The sequence below is a fragment of the Micromonospora sp. NPDC047557 genome (assembly GCF_043205095.1).
Classification (GTDB): Bacteria; Actinomycetota; Actinomycetes; order Mycobacteriales; family Micromonosporaceae; genus Micromonospora.
Genome location: NZ_JBIDDK010000019.1, coordinates 111,479 through 130,019, shown reverse-complemented (window position 1 = coordinate 130,019; position 18,541 = coordinate 111,479). Strand labels below are relative to the sequence as shown.

The 18,541-nt window shown below is 68.5% G+C and carries 12 protein-coding genes and 1 CRISPR repeat array; of the genes, 8 read left to right on the top strand and 4 right to left on the bottom strand.

Features of this window, described 5'->3' with window-relative positions:
- Positions 1–611: 611 nt before the first annotated feature.
- Complete coding sequence (locus ACGGAQ_RS30330; protein ID WP_393055113.1) at positions 612–2,105, bottom strand: pentapeptide repeat-containing protein; 1,494 nt, start codon at positions 2,103–2,105, stop codon at positions 612–614.
- 502 nt (positions 2,106–2,607) lie between these two features.
- Here ACGGAQ_RS30330 and ACGGAQ_RS30325 point away from each other — a divergent pair.
- The 3 genes from ACGGAQ_RS30325 (at position 2,608) to ACGGAQ_RS30315 (ending at position 4,790) form a co-directional block, all read left to right on the top strand.
- On the top strand, positions 2,608–2,877 hold the full coding sequence (locus ACGGAQ_RS30325; protein ID WP_393055111.1) for a hypothetical protein: 270 nt from the start codon (positions 2,608–2,610) through the stop codon (positions 2,875–2,877).
- A gap of 288 nt (positions 2,878–3,165) precedes the next feature.
- Positions 3,166–4,311: a tyrosine-type recombinase/integrase gene (locus ACGGAQ_RS30320; RefSeq protein WP_393055109.1), complete on the top strand. Its 1,146-nt coding sequence runs from the start codon at positions 3,166–3,168 to the stop codon at positions 4,309–4,311.
- Positions 4,312–4,544: 233 nt separating this feature from the next.
- Positions 4,545–4,790, top strand: a complete 246-nt coding sequence (locus tag ACGGAQ_RS30315) for a helix-turn-helix domain-containing protein (RefSeq protein WP_393055107.1) — start codon at positions 4,545–4,547, stop codon at positions 4,788–4,790.
- A gap of 478 nt (positions 4,791–5,268) precedes the next feature.
- A CRISPR array of direct repeats spans positions 5,269–5,596; the repeat unit is 27 nt; unit sequence CGGATCACCCCCGCGTGCGCGGGGAGC.
- A 530-nt stretch (positions 5,597–6,126) separates the two neighbouring features.
- Here ACGGAQ_RS30315 and ACGGAQ_RS30310 read toward each other — a convergent pair.
- Positions 6,127–8,133, bottom strand: coding sequence for a hypothetical protein (locus ACGGAQ_RS30310; protein ID WP_393055105.1), 2,007 nt, complete (start codon positions 8,131–8,133; stop codon positions 6,127–6,129).
- Between the two features lie 2 nt (positions 8,134–8,135).
- The gene (locus ACGGAQ_RS30305; protein WP_393055103.1) at positions 8,136–9,011 is read right to left on the bottom strand and encodes a radical SAM/SPASM domain-containing protein; all 876 of its coding nucleotides are present in this window, start codon (positions 9,009–9,011) and stop codon (positions 8,136–8,138) included.
- 202 nt (positions 9,012–9,213) lie between these two features.
- On the opposite strand from ACGGAQ_RS30305, the gene ACGGAQ_RS30300 reads away from it, so the two are divergent.
- From ACGGAQ_RS30300 to ACGGAQ_RS30280, 5 genes are read left to right on the top strand one after another with little or no spacing between them, the layout of a single operon-like run.
- A complete protein-coding gene (locus ACGGAQ_RS30300) occupies positions 9,214–11,268 on the top strand; it encodes a hypothetical protein (protein ID WP_393055101.1) in 2,055 nt (684 codons plus the stop codon).
- 9 nt (positions 11,269–11,277) lie between these two features.
- Positions 11,278–11,640, top strand: a complete 363-nt coding sequence (locus ACGGAQ_RS30295; protein WP_393055099.1) for a hypothetical protein — start codon at positions 11,278–11,280, stop codon at positions 11,638–11,640.
- Positions 11,624–15,406, top strand: coding sequence for a trypsin-like peptidase domain-containing protein (locus ACGGAQ_RS30290; RefSeq protein WP_393055097.1), 3,783 nt, complete (start codon positions 11,624–11,626; stop codon positions 15,404–15,406). Before ACGGAQ_RS30295 ends, ACGGAQ_RS30290 begins: the two co-directional genes overlap by 17 nt.
- Before the next feature lie 33 nt (positions 15,407–15,439).
- Entirely contained in the window at positions 15,440–16,894 is a 1,455-nt protein-coding gene (locus tag ACGGAQ_RS30285; protein WP_393055095.1) for a GMC family oxidoreductase, read from the top strand.
- A gap of 44 nt (positions 16,895–16,938) precedes the next feature.
- Positions 16,939–17,997: a DUF3500 domain-containing protein gene (locus tag ACGGAQ_RS30280; RefSeq protein ID WP_393055093.1), complete on the top strand. Its 1,059-nt coding sequence runs from the start codon at positions 16,939–16,941 to the stop codon at positions 17,995–17,997.
- On the opposite strand, the gene ACGGAQ_RS30275 is transcribed toward ACGGAQ_RS30280, so the two are convergent.
- Complete coding sequence (locus ACGGAQ_RS30275) at positions 17,994–18,242, bottom strand: carboxymuconolactone decarboxylase family protein (protein WP_393055091.1); 249 nt, start codon at positions 18,240–18,242, stop codon at positions 17,994–17,996. The two genes, ACGGAQ_RS30280 and ACGGAQ_RS30275, sit on opposite strands and share 4 nt — an antisense overlap.
- Positions 18,243–18,541: the final 299 nt, after the last annotated feature.

The following is an 18,541-nucleotide window of genomic DNA, read 5'->3' as shown; positions in this document are numbered from 1 at the left end:
GCACTCGATCCATACCTGTCCACCGACCGAGCCAGGCTCATCGGTCGGACCCCCTGTGCGACACACCCGACCGACCCACAAACCAAACGCGCTCTAAGAAGACTTGCCCTGGCCGGCTGCGCTGGGGATTCCAGTCGGGGTTGTTGGTCAGCCGCTTTTCGATCTCATGGCCGAACAGGAAGCGTCGACAATCCTTGCCTGGTCCTGCTCATCATCCGGTCTATCGCCGAACCACGCGCCGTGGTCTCCCCAGGCTGCGATGACCGCAACCATCAAGCAATGAAGAAGCCGAATATCGATCATGTCGAGCATCTGGTGGACGCCACTGTCAAGCACGTCCCGTGACGGGGCGCCGTGCCTCCGGCTCCGTGCCTCGGGCTCGTGCCTCGGGCTCTGTGCCTCCGGCTCTGTGCCTCGGGCTCGCACGGTGAGAACTTTCCATACGTCTTCAAGGCGGCCCTTCGGGCCGCTGCGCGCCGCTCGGGGCACGCCGCGCCTTGCCGCTTCGCTCCCGGCGCGGCGACCCCGGCAACGCGCCGTTCTCCGGCGGACACGACGATGTCCCATGCTCGTCGAAACGCGAGTACGGCACATCTCCACCGACGCTTCGGCTACGTGGTGTCGGCCTGCGCTCCGGCACCGTCTGCGGCGGCCTTCCTCTGTCCATCAGGTGAGGCGCCCGCGTGGTCCTGGGCGCGAATGACCTCACCTAACAGCTCGGCTCTGGACGCGCTGCTCGAAAGAATCCACCCCGACGGTAGCGGGGCGGCAGGCGTGGCGCGCGCATGCGACAGATCAACGCCATGGTCGAACTGCGCCTCGCGCAGGTCGGAGCGGCCGTGGAACTGCGCCCCGCTCAGATCGGTGTCGCCGTGGAACTGCGCCCCGCTCAGATCGGTGTCGCCGTGGAACTGCGCCTCGTCAAGGTTGGTGTCGCCGTGGAACTGCGCCCCGCTTAGATCGGTGTCGCCGTGGAACTGCGCCTCTTCAAGGTTGGCGTCGCCGTGGAACTGCGCCCCACTCAGGTAGGCGTAGCCGTGGAACTGCGCCTTGCTCAGGCTGGCGTAGCCGTGGAACTGCGTCCCGCTTAGGATGGCACCGCCGTGGAACTGCGCCTCGCTCAGATAGGTGTCGCCGTGAAACTGCCCGTCGCTCAGGTAGGCGACGCCGTGGAACTGCGCCTCGTCAAGGTTGGTGTCGCCGTGGAACTGCGCCTCGCTCAGGTTGGCGTCGCCGTGGAACTGCGCCTCGCTCAGGTCCGCGACGCCGTGGAACTGCGCCTCGCTCAGGTCCGCGACGCCGTGGAACTGCGCCCCACTGAGGTCGCCCTGCTCAATCTCGCACGAGGCGAAGCTGAAATTGACCAGGACAGCGCCGACAAGATCGGTCGTCATGCGGTTGCCCTTGGCGTCGATCCAGTACGCGGTTTGATCGGTGTCGGTCTGCGTCCGCCGCAGTTGCGCCGCGAGTAGCCGCTGCGCCGTCAGACGCACCTGCAACTCCTCGCGGCGCTCGGCCTCCGTCTTCGCGTCCGGGGCTTCGGCGTCATCGGACGGATGCTCCGGCGACCGCTTGACGCTTCCGCGCAGCACCTCTACCGGCGGGACATAGGGCATCCGCAGATAGGCGCACCACACGTCCACCACCGTCTGCCGTAACTTCGGGTTGTCCTGCCCCAGCCGTTCCAGGGCGTACAAGCCGGCCAGACGGACAGCTGCCTTGTCGCTGCCGAGTTGATCCGCAGCCGCCACGTACAAGGTCGTGGTCCGCTGCTCCAACGCATCACTTTCCGCGAACCGCTGCGCTCGCTCGCTCAGAGCCTGCCGACGCAGGGTCATCAGCAACGTCACTCCCGCAGCCAGGCCAGCCGCGACCGTCAAGGCGGTCTTGATCTGATCCAGTCGGAACCGCTCCGCGGCGAGCGTGGCCTGGGACTGGGGCGACCACACCCCGAGCAACCACATGGCCGCGCCACCACCCAACAGCACCACCAGGACGACCGCCACCATCACCGGGAGAAACGGCATCGGCCGCAGCGGCGCATCATGCGACGCCACGCCTCGGGTAGCACCCCTGCCAATTCGCCAACGCTTCAGGAACCTCACGGTTGCCATTGTGACCATCCGTGTCCACGAAGACGACCATCAGCTAACCCGAGCGTTATCGGCCGAGCAGGCACCAGCGTTGATGGTCGGCGCTGCGAAATCTTGCCTCCGGCAGGTAGGGCCTCCGGCCCTACGACCCGGGGACGGCCTCCGGCGGCCGGGGCTACTCGCCCCGGACCCTCGGCGACTCTGGGATGCCTCGGCCGCGACCGGGGACCCGTCGCGCACCGGAGGCCACCAGACCGCGCCGACCTGGTCCAGGTCGTTCGTCCAGCGGGGCGCTCCACCTGGACCAGGTCGGCGCGGCCCGGCAGGGCGGAGCCTGCGCGACGGGATGCCGGATCTGGCTCACAACGTTCCACTTGGGCAGTCGACGTTCTGGCTGGCAGCTCGTTCCGCCGATTGCCCGTAGAATTCACTGCCAGCATGCAGTGGCCTGCCGCTGGGAGGTCGAGGCGAGCCAAGCCGCTGGGCGTCAGGCTCAACCGGAGGAGGACGAGGCGTGAGCTACGAGGACGACGGCTGCGTGGCGTACGTACCCGTGAAGGTCTACGACAACGGAGTGGCAGCACCGTCAGGGGACACGTTCTACTCCGACCGCGAGCAGACGCAAGCGTATGTCGACTGCTTGAACGCGAAGGCGAAGGCGAAAGGTGACACGACCCGTTACCGAGTAGCAGGACTGGCGCCGCTTCGGGATGTTCTGATCGGCGACGCCTATTCTGGGCCCTTCCACTCCATGACCGATGACTGCGCCGAAGGTGACCGGTAGACGAACCTTGGCCGGGGACCAACCGGGGACCACACGTCCAGCCCGGACGGACACGGACGGCGCAACCGTCGACGTCGTGCCGTTGGGCGCACCGTTGCTGACGTGCGTGGACGCCTACCGCGACGTCCTGGGGGTCAAGGGGTCGTCGGTTCGAATCCGGCCGTCCCGACTGGTATTCACCAGCGGATATAGAAGATCATGTGTGATCTTGCGGTAACGCTGGCGGTAACGGAGATCGCTTAACGTGGGCTGCATCCCTCGATTCCGTTACTGCGGAGGTGCAGCCGCATGGCTGTCTACAGCTACCGCCTCGCCAACGGCCAGACCCGCTGGTTCTTCGTCATCGACCTGCCGCCGGACGCGAACGGGCGGCGCCGCCAGCACAAGCGGCAGGGGTTCCCCAATCAGGCCGCTGCCCAAAAGGCGGAAGATGACGCACGCGCTGCCTACGGCGGCGCAGACCTTGGCGCGGACGGTAGTGTCGCCGCCGAGCTGGAGAGCTGGCTCAACGAACGCGAACTGGATGTCCAGGAGACGACGCTCAGCAACTACCGGGACATCATGCGCTGCTACGTGGTGCCGCACATTGGTACGCGGCAGCTCTATGCCCTCGACAAGCGAGTGATCCACGAGCTGTACAAGAAGCTGCTGAAGGGCGGCGGCAAGAACGGCGGCCCGCTGTCGGCCACCACCGTCCGGATCGTGCACCGGGTCATGATGAAGGCGTTGAGCGACCTCGGGGTCAACGTCGACGGTGTGCGGCAACCCCGGCAGGTCGAGCGGGAGACCATGGGGCGGAAGGGCGTCTGGACGCCCGCGCAGTCGGCGAAATTCCTCAAGTTCCACGCGGATCACCGGTTGCGTGCCGCCTGGGTGCTGGCGATCGTTGTCGGCACTCGGCGAGGGGAGCTGGCCGGCCTCAAGTGGCCGCGCGTGGATCTCGATCGGGGGGTGTTGCTTCTGCACTGGCAGCGCACCACGACCAGCAACGGCGTGGTCGAGAAGTCGCCCAAGGGCAAGAGTAAGCGGGCGGTTGCGCTCGGGCCAGCCCTGGTAGCGGAGTTGGACGCTCACCGGACGCGCCAGGCGGTTGAGAAGGCCGATGCCGGAGTTCTGTACCACGACGGCGGCTGCCTGTTCTGTCGGGAGGACGGGGAGCCGTACTACCCGAAGTACTTTACTGATCAGTGGGCGAAGGCGTGCGCCGATGCCGACGTTCCGGTGATCTCGCTCCACGATGCGAGGCACACCTCCGCTACCACCGGGGCTGACGCTGGCGTTCCCGAGCACGTGATGCAGCGGCGGCTTGGTCACGCTGACAGCCGTACGACGCGGGAGGTCTACACCCACGTGTTGCCGGAGAGTGAGCGGAAGGCCGCGGAGTTGATGGAGGCGGTGCTCGGCGACGCCGCAAGCTGGTCGCCCAGGGCGTAGGCGAGCTGGAAACGGCCACTAACGCTTGGCCGTACTGCTTGCTCGCCCCGGTCTTTCCTCCCCGGTGGCAACCCGGGGTCCCCGCTGTCAGCAGGGCTTAGCCGCGAAAGGTTGCTGATGCCGTTACCTGTCGCGGTGCTCTCAACTGGCAACGCACCGCGCAACCGGTTGAAGGCATCGTGAGGTTGACGCCTATACCGGCGTCCGTACGACCTCAGGGGAGGGCGTCGACGATGTCAACCACCACAAGCGACGAACACACGCCGGGCCGTGTCAAGGGGCAGGTTTGGACGATCGACGCGGTACGGGACCTCGGTGTCACCACCGATGTGGAGACCGCCGCGGCGATCTTGGGTATCGGACGCACCAAGGCCTATGCGCTGGCCAAAACCAATGAGTTCCCGGTGCGCCTTCTGCGAATCGGCCGTCGGTACCTGGTTCCGGTACAGGCGATCCTCAAGCTGCTTGCTGCCGAGTAGTCATCTTGTGAGCAAGTCCGAATGAGCGCTGTATCCGGTTGGTGTCCCCGCGTCGATCGCTCGACAATCCAGCGCGTGGAACATGGCGAAGTTATGGCCCGCTTCAGCAGTAGTCGGTTCGCTGCTTCAGACGGATGAGTAGTCGGTGTAGCGGGTTCCGCAGCAGCCAAACGATTGACCGCACGTGCGCGGGCACCAGGCCTGCGCTCGCGGCGGGGGTAATCAGGCGTTGATGTCACCCTCGCCGCGCTCGCGGGCGGGGAGCAGAGACGGCCCCGTCTGACAGGCGAGCCCGAAGGTCGGGACCAGCCCGCGTGGGCTGCGAGCAGTTCGGCTCGGCCTGGAACCCGTACGACGGGTTCCAGGCCCACATGCGCAAGGAGCACTTCCAGCCGAGCGAAAGGAACGTGTTTACGTCCGGATCACCTCCAACGCTCGGGGAGCAGGCCTCCGGGCCATTGCCGGTTGCATCGGTCTGCGGATCAACCCCGCGTGCGCGGGGAGCGGTGCTGGCCGCCGACCCGGACACGGGCCCCCCGGATCACCCCCGCGTGCGCGGGGAGCGGTGCTGGCCGCCGACCCGGACACGGGCCCCCCGGATCACCCCCGCGTGCGCGGGGAGCAGCGGGGTGCTGATGGCGGTGTGGGCGGCGCGCAGGGATCACCCCCGCGTGCGCGGGGAGCAGGGCGACGGTGCGCACGACGAGGTTCTTCTTGGCGGATCACCCCCGCGTGCGCGGGGAGCAATTCTACGTGCGGATCGGGAACGCCCGGCGGCGCGGATCACCCCCGTGTGCGCGGAGCAGACTTCTTGACCTGCGGCGTTCGAGATCGAATGCGCGGGTTCTGTTCACTAGCTCCGGCAAGATCATCTCACTCAGCCTCGGTTTCTGTTGGCGTAAGTAGGTGTGTGGAGGGCAAGCGAGTTCGGCTACAGCTTAGTTAATGAGGCTCAAGTGGAACGACCAGCGAACGCTGCCACTTACCGGCTGAGCAAAGGTGGCGTCGCGTGCTCGCGACCCACCATGCGAAGTCGGTGGGCCTATGAACGCGATGTGAGGGACGGAACCGCTACAGCCAGCACGTCGAGGTACTGCCTGCGCGGCGGTTACAGCGCCTTCGGTGTAGGCGCTCCGGCTCCAGACCGGGCAGGTGCGGCCGCCGGAACCGATGATCGTGGAGGAGTTGTCCTGCCGGTCATCGACCTGGGGCAAGCCGAGGAGACCGCCGCCAGGTCTGCCAGCGCAAATTGCCTCTTCGGCTGGCATACGGCTTCCGCCCGGTTGGCAACCGCGCGCTACCGTCACCGAAAACGCCGCGCTCATCCGGGCAAGCGTTACCCAGGTGTGTTGCCGGACGATTGCCGGTCCTGACCGCAGGCGAGCGCGGAGGTGGCTGCCACCACCACCGAACGAGCGGGAACGACGACCTTGTCCCCGTTGCAGATCAGGCCTGACAGGCTGTTGCCGGGAACGCTGAGCACCAGCTCCGCCGACAGGGCTGTCCACTTCGTCTCGACCGGCGCGTCCGACCAGTTCGCAAGCACGATGAGACACTCACCGGTTCGCTCCGGGGCGACGCGAAGGTAGCCAAAGCAGTGCGATGCCTGCGGAGAATCGGGCGTGTACACCTCGTATCCCCAGCCGCGTAGGTCGCCGAGGCGTTGCCGGAGGGCGGCCAGCCGCGTGATCAGGCCGACCTGACCGTAGTCCGGTGAAATCGTGCGCCAGTCAAGCGGCACGTCGTTGAATAGGGCCAGGAGATCATCGCTGAGACTCGCCCGGAGGCTCAGCAGCTGTGGGCTCGTATCGAAGCCGAACTCCTTGTTGGTCACGACGGTCGCACCCCACTCGGTGCCGCTGAACGTCAATGGCACCGCCCCCGGAAGGAATTGATAGATTACTCGGAGCAGCGCGGATGCCCACGGCGCCGGGGGCATCGTGTCGTGGTTGGCCACCCCTGCGAAGTACGGGCTGTCCGTCTTTCGCTTCTCGAGGGCGCAAAGATGGTGCAGCAAGGACTGGGCCAGTACCGGAATGTTGTGCGTGTGTGCGCTGACGCAGTATGCCAGCGGCCCGCAAACCGCATCGAACTCAGTATCCGGCAGGTCGAACGCCCACAGCTCCTCGCCGACAAAAGTGATGTCCTCGGCCGGGTTGCATGCGCCCCGAGCGGCCGCGGCATGGAGATCGGCGAGAAGCCGGACAGCGTCCTCCGGACCGAGCCGACCCGCGCCTAGCCGGCCGAGCCCATCTTCGAATCGGGGCTCCCACGCCCCGGATATCTCGCGGGCCCGGCGCAGCAGTTCCGGCGGAACGCTCGGGCTCACGTCGATGAGGAAGAAATGCTCGCCGAGCACCCGGTGGCGCCATGCAATGATCGCGGGCATCAGGTCCCATGCCGCCGGGCGTGTGCCGGCCACGACTGGTCCCGGCCGTCCGGCGGGAGCCGGCACCACGCCCGCACCATAGCGCACGGTCGCGACGTCGCCCCAGGTGTACGTGGCTGCCTCGCCGGCCAGCACATCGGGGAATGCATTCGCCAGCGTCACCGGCGCCTCCCCGGGTGTCGGTGGATGCGAGACGTGATAACCGTCCGTAGTGGTGACGGTCGCCGGATCCGGCGCGGCCACGAATCGCCGCGCCGCATCCGGGTCGATGTCCGGGGGCGATAGGTCCGGCTGGCGGGACAGCCCACGGGCGTCGGAGGAGCAGTGCACAAGCTGCCCAGGTTCGGCCTGCCACCAGTAGCCGAGCTCCGGCACGGCGGCGAACAACGGGCTGTCCATCGCCAACGTCGCCATCGGCACAATCGAGCCGGCCTGGATGCTGAGGAGCTCACAAGCCTGGGTCAGTGCCCGGTACTGCACCAGGCCGGGAACTCCGGAAAGCAGGGGATCGCACAGCGACGCGTCAATCTCGAACGGGTCGCTGACTGCAAACGGCGAACCCCTTGCGCCCTTGCGGTTGGCCCGGCCGATCCGCCCAGCCGGCAGGCAGACGAAGACGTCGATTCCCAGCCGGTTGCGGAGGAAGGGAAGGAAGGCGATCTGCGTGAGCGCGGTTCCGATCCGCCCGTCGAGAGCGGCGAAGGTACGCGGAAAGCTCTGGTACACATGCCACGACGTATGAACGCCCCGGTGGTGGTCCGGCGGGCCCGGTTCGGCCAGGATCCGGTCGAAGAGATCCGCGAAAAAGACGTACGGATCGCCCACGTCCACCGGTGTGGTATCCGTGCTGCCGCTGACGCACAGGAATGCCGGAACGAGGAAACTTGCCGGGGAGCCGCCCGCGCGGGCCCGGAGCACATCGCGTACCAGCTCGAAATCCGGACGTGCAGCCATGCTTACTCGCCGACCGCGTGCGAGCAGCGCCGGCACAGATAGTCGCTCGGCGCTTGCTGTTCGCCGGTCGTCCAGGCGTGGAACCGGCGGCGCGCGACGGAACCGGCGAGCTCGATCAGGGTGGACTCGCCCACCCGGCCGATGGGGTACTGGGCGAAGTAGTCCTGGCAGCACAGCACGGCGACGCCGGTCGCGTTGACGTGGAGCCACTCCTGGGTCCGGTTCTGCAAACCACAGCCGCGGAGCGTCTGCTTGTAGTTGGCCTCGTGGTACTCGTTGCGCAGCAGACCGGCCCGGTCGTTGGGCTCGTATCGATGCACCTGGAAGGCCGTGTCTGCGAACCGGGCGCGCAATGCCGCGAAGTTCGCGTTGTCCGCCACATCGTCACGCCCCTGCATGCTGACATGCACATCGACCCGGCCGGTGACATCGGAGGCGGCGAGGCCGTCCAGATTGCGCATCACGACGGAGTGCAGCGGACTCTGGTGAACGCGCCGGAATTCGTCCGGGTCCGCCGCGGACAGATGGATGTCGAATTCCACGTCGGCGCCGGTGTCGATGATTTGCTCGGCCAGGTTCCGGTCGAGTCGCGTGCCATTGGTGAGCAAAATGACCTTCGCCCGCACCGGCGCCAGAATGCGGAACACTTCGACCAGTTGTGGATTAATGGTCGGCTCGTCGTACCCGTTGAGGTAGATTTGCTCGAGCGACGGCAGGGCGGTCAGATCGGCGACCAGACCCGCGATGATCGATAGGGGAAGAAACCCACCGCTTCGCGGATGGTAGGTCACCGGACAATATCGGCATTTGTAGTTGCAGGCCGTACCCGTCTCGATCTGGACGTACCGAATGAGCTCGTGCGGCGCGGTGGCACTCATCGCTGACCTCCGGTCCGGGGCCTAGAAACGGCGACGCCTCGTCCCGCAGTGTCCATGACGGAATACCCAAAGGCAACAGGGCCAGCGCCGGGGACCAGGCGCGGCGGCCTGAGGACTGCGTCGGACGGAGGTGGACCGTTGCCGCGACCCGGCCGGTGGGGCATCATGAGGGAGCTCACCCGGAACGAGTCGGGAAGGTGCCATGCCATCTAGCGGTGTCGCGCTCGCCGCGATTATTCGCGCACAGAGCGGGCCCCTCGCCCGGCAATGGGCCGCCGGAATGCGGCTGGGGGATGACGACGGCTTGGTGCGTGCCGAATTCATCGATCGCTATCTACCGTCGATCCTGCGAATTCTAGTCCGACTCGTCGAGTCGCCGTCGCCGGAACTAGTGGCCGTCTATCGCGACGAGTTGCAGCGGTATCCCTTGCAGCTAGGTCATCCTTTTGATCCGACTGCTGACAACGTCTTCGGTTTCGAGATCGGCGATCTGCTGGCCGCGCAGCACGCTGCATTCGCGGATCGCTTCGGCCCGGGCCCGGTTCTGGACGCGCTCGATCGATTGCACGAACCGCTTCTCGCCCCGGCCGGACGCCGTGTCGACATGCTACTGCTCGGTGACTGCGTTATGAACGGCATCCGCTGTTTCCTTGCCGAGGATCTGCGCCGGAGCGGCATCGATCTCCGGGGCTATCACCAGTATTTCAGCAGTGCGCTGAGCGCCCACTTCGATGCGGCGACCGCGCGCGAGTTCCTCGCGCGTCATCCGGTCGCCATGATCGGCTTCAGTCCGTTCACGTTCGACGGACTGCCGGTGTACCGGCAGATGCTGATGGAGGCCTCCGAGCGCCGGCGGTTGCCCGCCGATCTCGATCGGGTGCTCGACGTGGTCGACCGCGCCCTGGCCGACATCCGGTCCTGGTCCGATGCACCGATCCTCCTGCAAAACGCGTCGGGCGCGCCGGACGGACCGGACCGGGCCGAGATGACGAGCCTGCCGCCGCTGACGCCGGCCCGCCTGGAGACGATTGGCAGTCTTAACCGGGCGCTGCGCGAGCGTGTCCGGGCGGCATCGGGCGTCGTGCTCGTCGACGAGGCCGGCATCGCCGGGCGCTTGGGCCTGCGAGAGGCGACGCGGCCCGCGGTCGACGTGGCCGGCAGCGGCGATTCGCTGTTCCACACCAGCCGGCTTGGCCGTGAGGTAGCGCGCACGTACGCCGAGATCGTCGTCGCTTGGGAGTCGATTGCGCACCTCCGGGCGCTGGCGGTCGACTTCGACGGAACGCTGTGGTCTGGCGTCGTGGCTGAAGGCGCCGTGGAGCATCACCGCGACCGCCAGGCCCTGCTCCGTCGCCTCGCCCGCCAGGGCGTCGTTCTCATCGGGCTCAGCCGGGGCGCGCCGGAATCGGTCCGCTGGGACGGGGCGGAGATCAGCTCGGAGGACTTCGTGCTCGTCAAGCGGAGCTGGCAGCCGAAGCCGCTCGCGCTCGCCGAGGCATTGACGACCCTAGGCATCCGGCCGGCGCAGACCGGCGTGATCGACGACGACGCCAGCGAACGGGCGATGCTGGCGAGCGCCTTTCCGGAGCTGACCCTTCTCGATGCTGCCGAGCCTGCGGTGTGGCGAAGCCTGGGAATCGCCGCCGACCTGCGCGTCGTCACCGGTGACGGGGCACGCCGTACCGAGCGCTACCGGGTGGCGATCCGCCGCGAGGAGTTCTTCACGGCGCGGACCGGACAGCAGACGATGACGACCGCGATGGCCGCGCTCGGCCTGACGGTCTGCCTCGGACCGATGCGGCCAGCCGACGTGCCACGTACGAGAGAGCTGCTACGCCGCACGAATCAGTTCAACACGACCGGCGTGGTGTTCGGGCGGCAGGCCTTGGACCGGATGACCGAGCCGTCGGCGGAGCACGTCGTACACATCGCCCGGCTGCGTGACCGCTTCGGCGACTTCGGCCTGGTGTCGGCCGCCGTGGTGCACCGGGAACGCCGATCGATCGAGTCGTTCGTGCTCAGCTGCCGGGCGATGGGCTACGGCGTCGAACAGGTTCTGCTGAACCAGATGATCGCGACGTACGGGACGCCGATGGAGGCCCGGCTGGTCCGCACCAGGCTGAACGAGCCGTGTCACGGGCTGTTCGCCGGTGCCGGCTTCCGTGAGTACACGCCGGGACTCTGGCGGCTGGAGCACCAGCGACGGCCACGCGTCCCGGAATACCTGAGCGTCGAGACCCTGAACCCCGATCAGTGAGGTGTGATTGTGGAACTGACAACAGCCCGGTCCGGTGACGGTCTGGCGTACGCGGTGGAGTTGGTTGATGGCGACGGTGCCGGAACGCGGCCGACCGGGACGTCCTCGGATGAGCGGCTGACCTCGCCGACCGGCATTCGAGATCTCTCGGAGGAGGGCGTCGCCGCGATCTCCGTGCTGCTTGCGCACATCGCCGGCGAGGTCGGCAAGGAACTCAGTAAGATCCCGGAGGAGCACCGGCCGACCGACGTCGAGGCCGAGATCTGCCTTGGCCTGTCCGGCCAGGCCGGCCCGGTTTGGCTGGCCGTCAAGAGCAACCACAGCCTGCGAGCCAAGCTGACTTGGAAGAAGACGGATGCTGCTGAGCAGTGACGGCGGAGATCTCACCGGCCTGCTGACCACGGCGGTTTGCGGAATCTCGATCGGGGACCGTCCCGTCTCCGGCACCGGCTGGCTGGCGTCCTCGGCCGGCGTCGTCCTGACCGCCGGCCATCTGCTGAGCGACGGCGGCGACGTCTGGGTTACCTTTCCGGGGCAGCCGCCGCTGCCTGCCCGGGTTCTGCTGGCGGCGCACCGGGCGGCCGAAGGCGTCGACTTCGCCGTGCTCGAGGTGGATCCCGCCCCACGGCGGGTCGCGCCGTTCCCGGTCGCGCTTGTGCACTCCCCGCGGGGCTCCTTCACCAGCGCCGGGTACGGCGTCACGCTGCGCTCGATCAGCGCCGGCGCTGGCGAAATCATCGGTCCCTTCGACCCGCACAACGACGCCGGCTTCCGGTTGTTCCGCTGCCGCAGTCCGGAGCTGGCCGAGCCTGGATACAGCGGTGCGCCCATCCTCAGCGACGAACTGGGCGCGGTCGTGGGCATCCAGATCGAGGCGGTCACCACGTCGCGCGGAGCGCGGGACACCGTGCTGGCGATGCCCCTCTATCGGGTCGCATCGGCCTGGAACCGCCTAGAGGAGATCGAGGCGGCACGGGCAATCGGCCGGGACGGGCTCTCCGGCCGACAGATTCTGGTCGTCACCGCGCGACACGGAGCTCACGGCGACCGCATTGCCGCCGGACTGCGCGTTCATGGCTTCGCTGTGCGCCAGGTCGTCGTCGGGCCCGACGAGATCCTCGATCCGGGCCGCGCCGGGCTTGCGACCGCCTCAGTGGCCGTGCTGGTCGCCGACGGGGCGGTTGACTCACTCGCGTACGCGCGCGAGCTGGTCGTCGCCACTGCGGTGCGGCAACTGCCGCTTATTGTCTTCGCCGAGCGGTCCCGGCCGCTCCCGCCGTTCGTCCGCGGCTTCCCGATGGCGTCCACCGTTGACGAGGCGGTCGAGCGGGTCGTGGCAGTCGGCTCTGGCAGCGGCATCAGGCCGGCCGTCCTCGCCGACGCGCTGGAGGAGATCCAGTCCAGCTCGGCCAACCCCGGCCGGTTCCAGCCGAGGATCGACGAACTGCGGTCCGTCGCCGGCGGATGGGCGTCCCGGCGAGAGCGGCAGGTACGTCGGATCGAGGCCCTAACGACCAATCCCAAGCCGGCCGCCGGTGCGGTCGATCTCGCGCCGGCGGTGGGCGTCCGTCCGTTCGACCCGCAGCATCTCTTCCGGAATCGGGTGCGGGAAGCCACCGACATCAGCCGCGCGCTGGCCGATGCCACGGTCGGCGTCGTCTCCGTCGTCGGCCGGGCCGGCATCGGCAAGACCGCCCTGGCGGCTCGCGTGCTGAACGCGCTGCGGGCGCAACGCTGGTACCACGACGGTCCCTGGCCGCACGTCGACGGGGTCGTCTTCTTGTCCACCCGTACCAGCTCCGGTATCTCCAGCGAGGAGGTCATCCTCAAGCTGGCCCAGCTCACCGGCGTCGCCGACCTGCTGCGCAGCTGGTCGGCCCGTGCTGTTCCGCTGCACCGGAGGATGGCGGCGGTCCTCGAGGCCGTCGGCGAGCGGCGGATCATCATCCTGCTGGACAACCTGGAGGACCTGCTCGACGACCGTGGACGCCTTAGCGGCGACGACGAGCTCGGCGCCCTGCTGACCGAGCTTCTGCAGGTCGCCATCCCCCTCTCGTTCCTGATCACCTCGCGGGAGCCGGTCGAGCTCCCACCGCCGGTGATGTCCCGGACCCGCACGGTGGAGTTGCGCACCGGCCTGCCGCACGACGAGGCGGTACGCATGTTGCGCGAGCTCGACCCGCAGGCCGACTACGGGCTGGCGGTGTCGACCGACGAGGTGCTCGGCTCAGTGTCCGCGGCGGTGCACGGCCTGCCCCGCGCTCTCCAGCTCGTCGCCGGCATGCTGGCGAACGATCCGCTGCTGACCGTCGACGATCTCGTCGCCGAAATGAGCGCGGTGAACGACACCCTCGACTCGCTGATAGCCGAGACCCTCGCCCGGCTCGACCAGCCCGCTCGATGGGTGCTCCTGGCCTTGGCCGTCGCCGGCCGGCCGATCGCGGTGAGCGGGGTCGATTACATACTCCGCCCGTTCGCGCCTGGTCTCGACGTGCCATCGCTCATCCGGCGGCTCACCCGAACCCAGATCGTATCCGGCGATCGCCTCACCAAACGCGTCGCTCTCCATCCGGCCGACCGGCGCTACCTGTTGCGCCAGGCCTCCGAAGACCGGCAGGAGGCGATTGTCGCGCTCATTCACCGGCGGACCGCCGAGTACTACCTGCAGATCGCCGTGGCCGTGGACGAGATGCGCGATGTCGACGACGTCCGGCCCGTGCTGTTCGCGGCGGAGCATCTCCTAAACAGCGGCGACCATCATCAGGTCGCCGAGATGCTCGACCAGTATGGTGAGCTGCTCGAGAAAATCGGGCTCTATCAGGCGACCATCGACGTCGGCCGGGCGCTGGCCGAGGTCGCGATCGGCGACGATGTGATCCGCAACGCCATGCGGCTCGGACGGCTCTACTGGCTCACCGGCGACGCGGCCGTCGCGATGACGTGGCTGACCAAGGCGCAGGAGGCCGCGGTGCGCGGTGGCGATTACGACGCCCTGCCGGCGATCCTGGTCGACCTCGGCTCGTCCCAGCGTGACGCCGGGGACCTGCGGTCCTCGCTGCGCACGTTCCGGCAGGCCATGCGCCTGGCCGTGCGGCAGGGCGACCAGGGCGCTCCGGTTGTGGCTCGCAGCCTCGTGCAGGCAACCCACACGCTGCGCCCACTGGGCTTCCTCGCCGCCTCCCTCTCTTGCGCGGACCGGGCTGCTGCCCTGGTGATCCCGCGGGCGGATGCCTCGCACACCGCCGCCCTGCTGCACGCGTCGACGCTGATCAACGCCGCGATCTCGGAGATCCTGATCGGAGCAACCGGATCGGCGGAGACACGTCTCATGACCGCCCAGGAGATCACCCGCCGGCTCGGCGACCGCGGCCTCGCCACGTACGCCGACTGCGTGCTGGCCGGCCTGGCCCGGGTCCGCGCCCTTCCCGGCACCGCGGCTACGGCGCTGTCACGGGCGCTGGAGGCGTACGAGGAGATTGGCGATCGCTGGGGGTTGGCCGCCGGTCTGGCCACCCTGGCCTGGACGTACGCCGATCTGCTCGACGTGGCCGCGGCGACCGCGACCATCGCCCGGGGACGGGTGACCGCCGACGGCTGTAATCCGCGCGCCTCGGCCAGCCTGATCCTCGCCGGGAGCGTGCTCGCCCGCCGCCGCGGCGACCTCGACGCGGCCGTCCGAGAGGCTGAGGCCGCCATCGCGGCGTACGAGTCGGCGGATTTCCCAATGTACGGCGCGTGGGCCTGGTGCGAGCTGGCAACCGCGATGTACCTGCGCGGCGAGCCACTGCCCGCCGGTGACCTCTTCGTCCGCGCCACCCCGCTCACCACCGCTACCTGGCAGGTGCTGCGGGCGCTCAGCCTGATCGGCACCGAGGAGGCGGCAGCCGCGATCGGTGTCGCCGGAGCGACGCTCGCGCAAACGGCACCGGGACACGCCTGGCGTTCCTTGCTTGCTGGCTGGCTGGCCGCGGCCGAGGCATGCCTTTCCGGAGCGGAGCCCCCGGCGGCAGTCCGCGAGGTGCCCGAGACGTTCGCCGCGGCACCTGGCATATTGCACGACCACTGGCAGATACTCGCCCGGTTGGCCGGCGCCGGCCTGCCAGGCAGCCCGCACCTGCGCAGCATGCCGGCGCCCTGACCACGGGTACGCTATCGGCATCGGAGGGAGCCTGTGCGATCAGCCGACATCGTGATCGTCGGAGGCGGCACCGCGGGCTGCGTGGCCGCGTCGGAGGCGGCGCTGGCGGGCCGATCCGTTATCTTGATCGAGGCGGGTCCCGACTTCGGGCCACTCGCCGGTGGTCGCTGGCCCGCTGGCCTGCTGAAACCGTGGACACTCCCCACCGGGCATGACTGGGGACTCACCGAGACCCTGCCCGACGGTCGCAGCCTCGCGCTCGAGCGTGGCCGGGTAATGGGGGGCTCATCGTCGGTTAACGGCTGCGTAGCCTGCTGGGGATCGCGCGAGGACTACGACGATTGGCAGCTCGACGGCTGGTCCGGCGCCGTCATGCGTGACGAGTTGCGCGAGGTAAGCGACCGTCTGCGCGTGCGCACGGCGGCACCGGAGCAGCTTACCCCGTTCCAGCGCGCATGCCTCGATGCGGCCGTCGCCATCGGACTGCCGTTCCAACCAGATGTCAATGACCTAGACAGCGGGCCGGGCGTGGGTGCTGTTCCGTCCACCACCCACGGCATGGTGCGGCACAACGCCGCCTTCGCGTTCCTGGATGACGTGCGCGGCTCGGTCACGGTGCTGGCGAACCGCACCGCCGACCGCCTCGTGATTACCGGAGACCGGGTGGCCGGTGTGCGGATGGCCGGCGGAGAGGCGATCGGCGCAGGGCTCGTCGTGCTGGCTGCGGGCACCTACGGCTCGCCGGCGATCCTCCTGCGCTCTGGTGTCGGGCCGCCCGGTGACCTGACTGCCCTCGGTATCACGCCCGTCGTTTCGCAGCCCGGCGTGGGTGCTAACCTGCACGATCAACCCACTGTCGACGTGGAGCTCACCGGTTCCGCCGAGCTCGTCGCCGCCATGGAAGATTGGCTTCTCGACCGTAAGGTTGCGGACGAGCCGATTGTGATCAAGGCCCGGTCGGGCCTGGCGATGAAGGCATTCGACCTGCACGTGTTCCCGGTGATGGAGTCGCCGTTCGAGGGCCGGGAGTGGCGCTGGGTGCTCCCGGTCGCCTGCCTGACGCCGGAGTCACGCGGACGGCTCCGCCTCCGCTCCGCGAATCCGGCGGTGCCGCCGCTGATTGACCATGCTTTCCTCTCCGCCGCCGGGGACGTGCAGGTCCTGCTGGACGGCATCGAGCTGGTCCGCGCGCTGGTTGCGGCCCCGGAGCTACGCCGCCTCGCCGGAGCGGAGCTCTCGCCGGGACCGGTCGACCTGGCCCGGTGGGTGCGGGCCAACCACCACCATTACTGGCACCCAGTGGGCACCTGCGCGATGGGCACCGTCACCGACCCGTCCGGCCGCGTCGACGGCCTATCGAACTGCCTGGTGGTCGACGCGTCGGTGATGCCGGCGGTGCCAAGGGCGAACACGAACCTGCCCACCGCCGCGGTCGCCCAGCGCCTCATGCGGAGCCTGTTGCAGGGGGCGGGCGTTGAGGCCGGCTAGCCTTGCCTATGAGCCGCGCCGCAGATTGGCGTTAGATTGGGGCCATGATGGACGGCAGGCCGCGGCGGCAGGTCGCCGCCACGATGGCGTCGGCGGCCCAGGACTGGCTAGAGCTGCTGTCCGCGGAACAACGTGCAATCGCCGTGGGCCAGATGCCGTCGGACTCCTCGATGGATCTTGAGCGCCGCCGGTGGTTTTACACCCCGATCGACCATGGTGGCCTGACCTTCCATCAGCAGCGCCCCGCTCAGCAGCGAGGGGCGATGCGGCTGGTGGCCGCCGGTCTGTCCCGCCCCGGCTACGTCACCGTCGCCACCACGATCGGCCTGGAGAACGTCCTCGACCACACCGAAGGCTTCGTGGAGCTGTTCGGCCGCGAGCGGGGCCGCGACCCTGGCCTCTACTACCTGCGTGTCTTCGGCGATCCTGCGCCCTCTGGCACCTGGGGCTGGCGCTTCGGCGGCCACCACGTCTCTCTGAACAACCTGGTCGTCGACGGCGAGCTCGTCTCCACCACTCCGTGCTTTATGGGCGCCGACCCGGCCAGCTCTGAGTTGCTAGGCGGGGCGGTCAACCGCCCGCTCGCCCGGGTCGAGGACGTGGCCCGCGAGCTCGTATGCTCTCTGCACCCCGACTTGGCCCGTCGCGCGATCCTGTCCCCCCGGGCCCCGTCCGACTTCGTGACCGGCAACCGCACCACGATCACCCTGGGTGACCGGGCCATGAGCGACGCTACCGCAGCCCACGAGGAGTCCTATGGCAGCGTGCTCGAGTACACCGCTCAACCCAAGGGAATCCCCGCCATCGACCTCGATCCGTCGCAGCGCGACCTGCTCCGGTCCCTGCTTGGCACGTACTTCGGCCGCGTGCCCGACCTGGTTGCCCCGGCATATGACGACACCGCTCTGGGCGCCCTGCATTTCGCCTGGGCAGGCCCCACCGGCCTGGGTGCCCCGCACTACTACCGCGTGCAAGGCCCGCACCTGCTCATCGAGTGGGACAACACCCAGAGCGACGCCAACCACGCCCACTCAGTCTGGCGCGACCCGGAGAACGACTTCGGCCTCGACGTCCTCCGCGCCCACCGCCAGCGGCACCACTAGCTTTCCACAGGGAGCAGGCCACGTTCCGCGAACACCTCCCGGGGGGCGATGGTGGCGTTGATCGCCCTGGGAGTCCGGTAATAGCCCGCCGACTGCAGTAGCGCCTCGACGATCTCGGCGGGCGCGAGCCCGACGTTGAACCTCGCGCCGAGGTGCAGCCGCAGCTCCGGCTCGTACCCACCGAGCGCGGTCAGCATCCCGACGGTGACCAGCTGCCGATCCCGCGGCGTCAGCTGCGGCCACACATAGGGCCGCGACCTGTCGCGTCAGCTCCGGCGAGACAGCGCTGAGCGAGTCCGCAACGCCTGTCCCTACCCGCCACTGACTTCGTCGAGCAGGGCCACGCCCGGAGAACCGGTCTGTGGCGCATCGAGACGAGCGCCGAGATCGTGTGGATCGCTGATGGCACGTCCGCAGGCTTGACCATTACTGCCGCCATCCCCGGTGTTCGAGGCCTATGCCGCGGTCGTGCTGCCCACGGAGGCGAGGGGCAGGAAGAACCTGACTGGGCCGTGCTTTCGCTGCTAAGCGAGCAGTCGGCAGG

Bases quoted from the DNA above. Each gene is read 5' to 3' on its own strand.
- ACGGAQ_RS30310 (WP_393055105.1), bottom strand. From the start codon at position 8,133: ATGGCTGCACGTCCGGATTTCGAGCTGGTACGCGATGTGCTCCGGGCC.
- ACGGAQ_RS30315 (WP_393055107.1), top strand. From the start codon at position 4,545: ATGTCAACCACCACAAGCGACGAACACACGCCGGGCCGTGTCAAGGGG.
- ACGGAQ_RS30280 (WP_393055093.1), top strand. From the start codon at position 16,939: ATGATGGACGGCAGGCCGCGGCGGCAGGTCGCCGCCACGATGGCGTCG.
- ACGGAQ_RS30300 (WP_393055101.1), top strand. From the start codon at position 9,214: ATGCCATCTAGCGGTGTCGCGCTCGCCGCGATTATTCGCGCACAGAGC.
- ACGGAQ_RS30290 (WP_393055097.1), top strand. From the start codon at position 11,624: ATGCTGCTGAGCAGTGACGGCGGAGATCTCACCGGCCTGCTGACCACG.
- ACGGAQ_RS30305 (WP_393055103.1), bottom strand. From the start codon at position 9,011: ATGAGTGCCACCGCGCCGCACGAGCTCATTCGGTACGTCCAGATCGAG.
- ACGGAQ_RS30320 (WP_393055109.1), top strand. From the start codon at position 3,166: ATGGCTGTCTACAGCTACCGCCTCGCCAACGGCCAGACCCGCTGGTTC.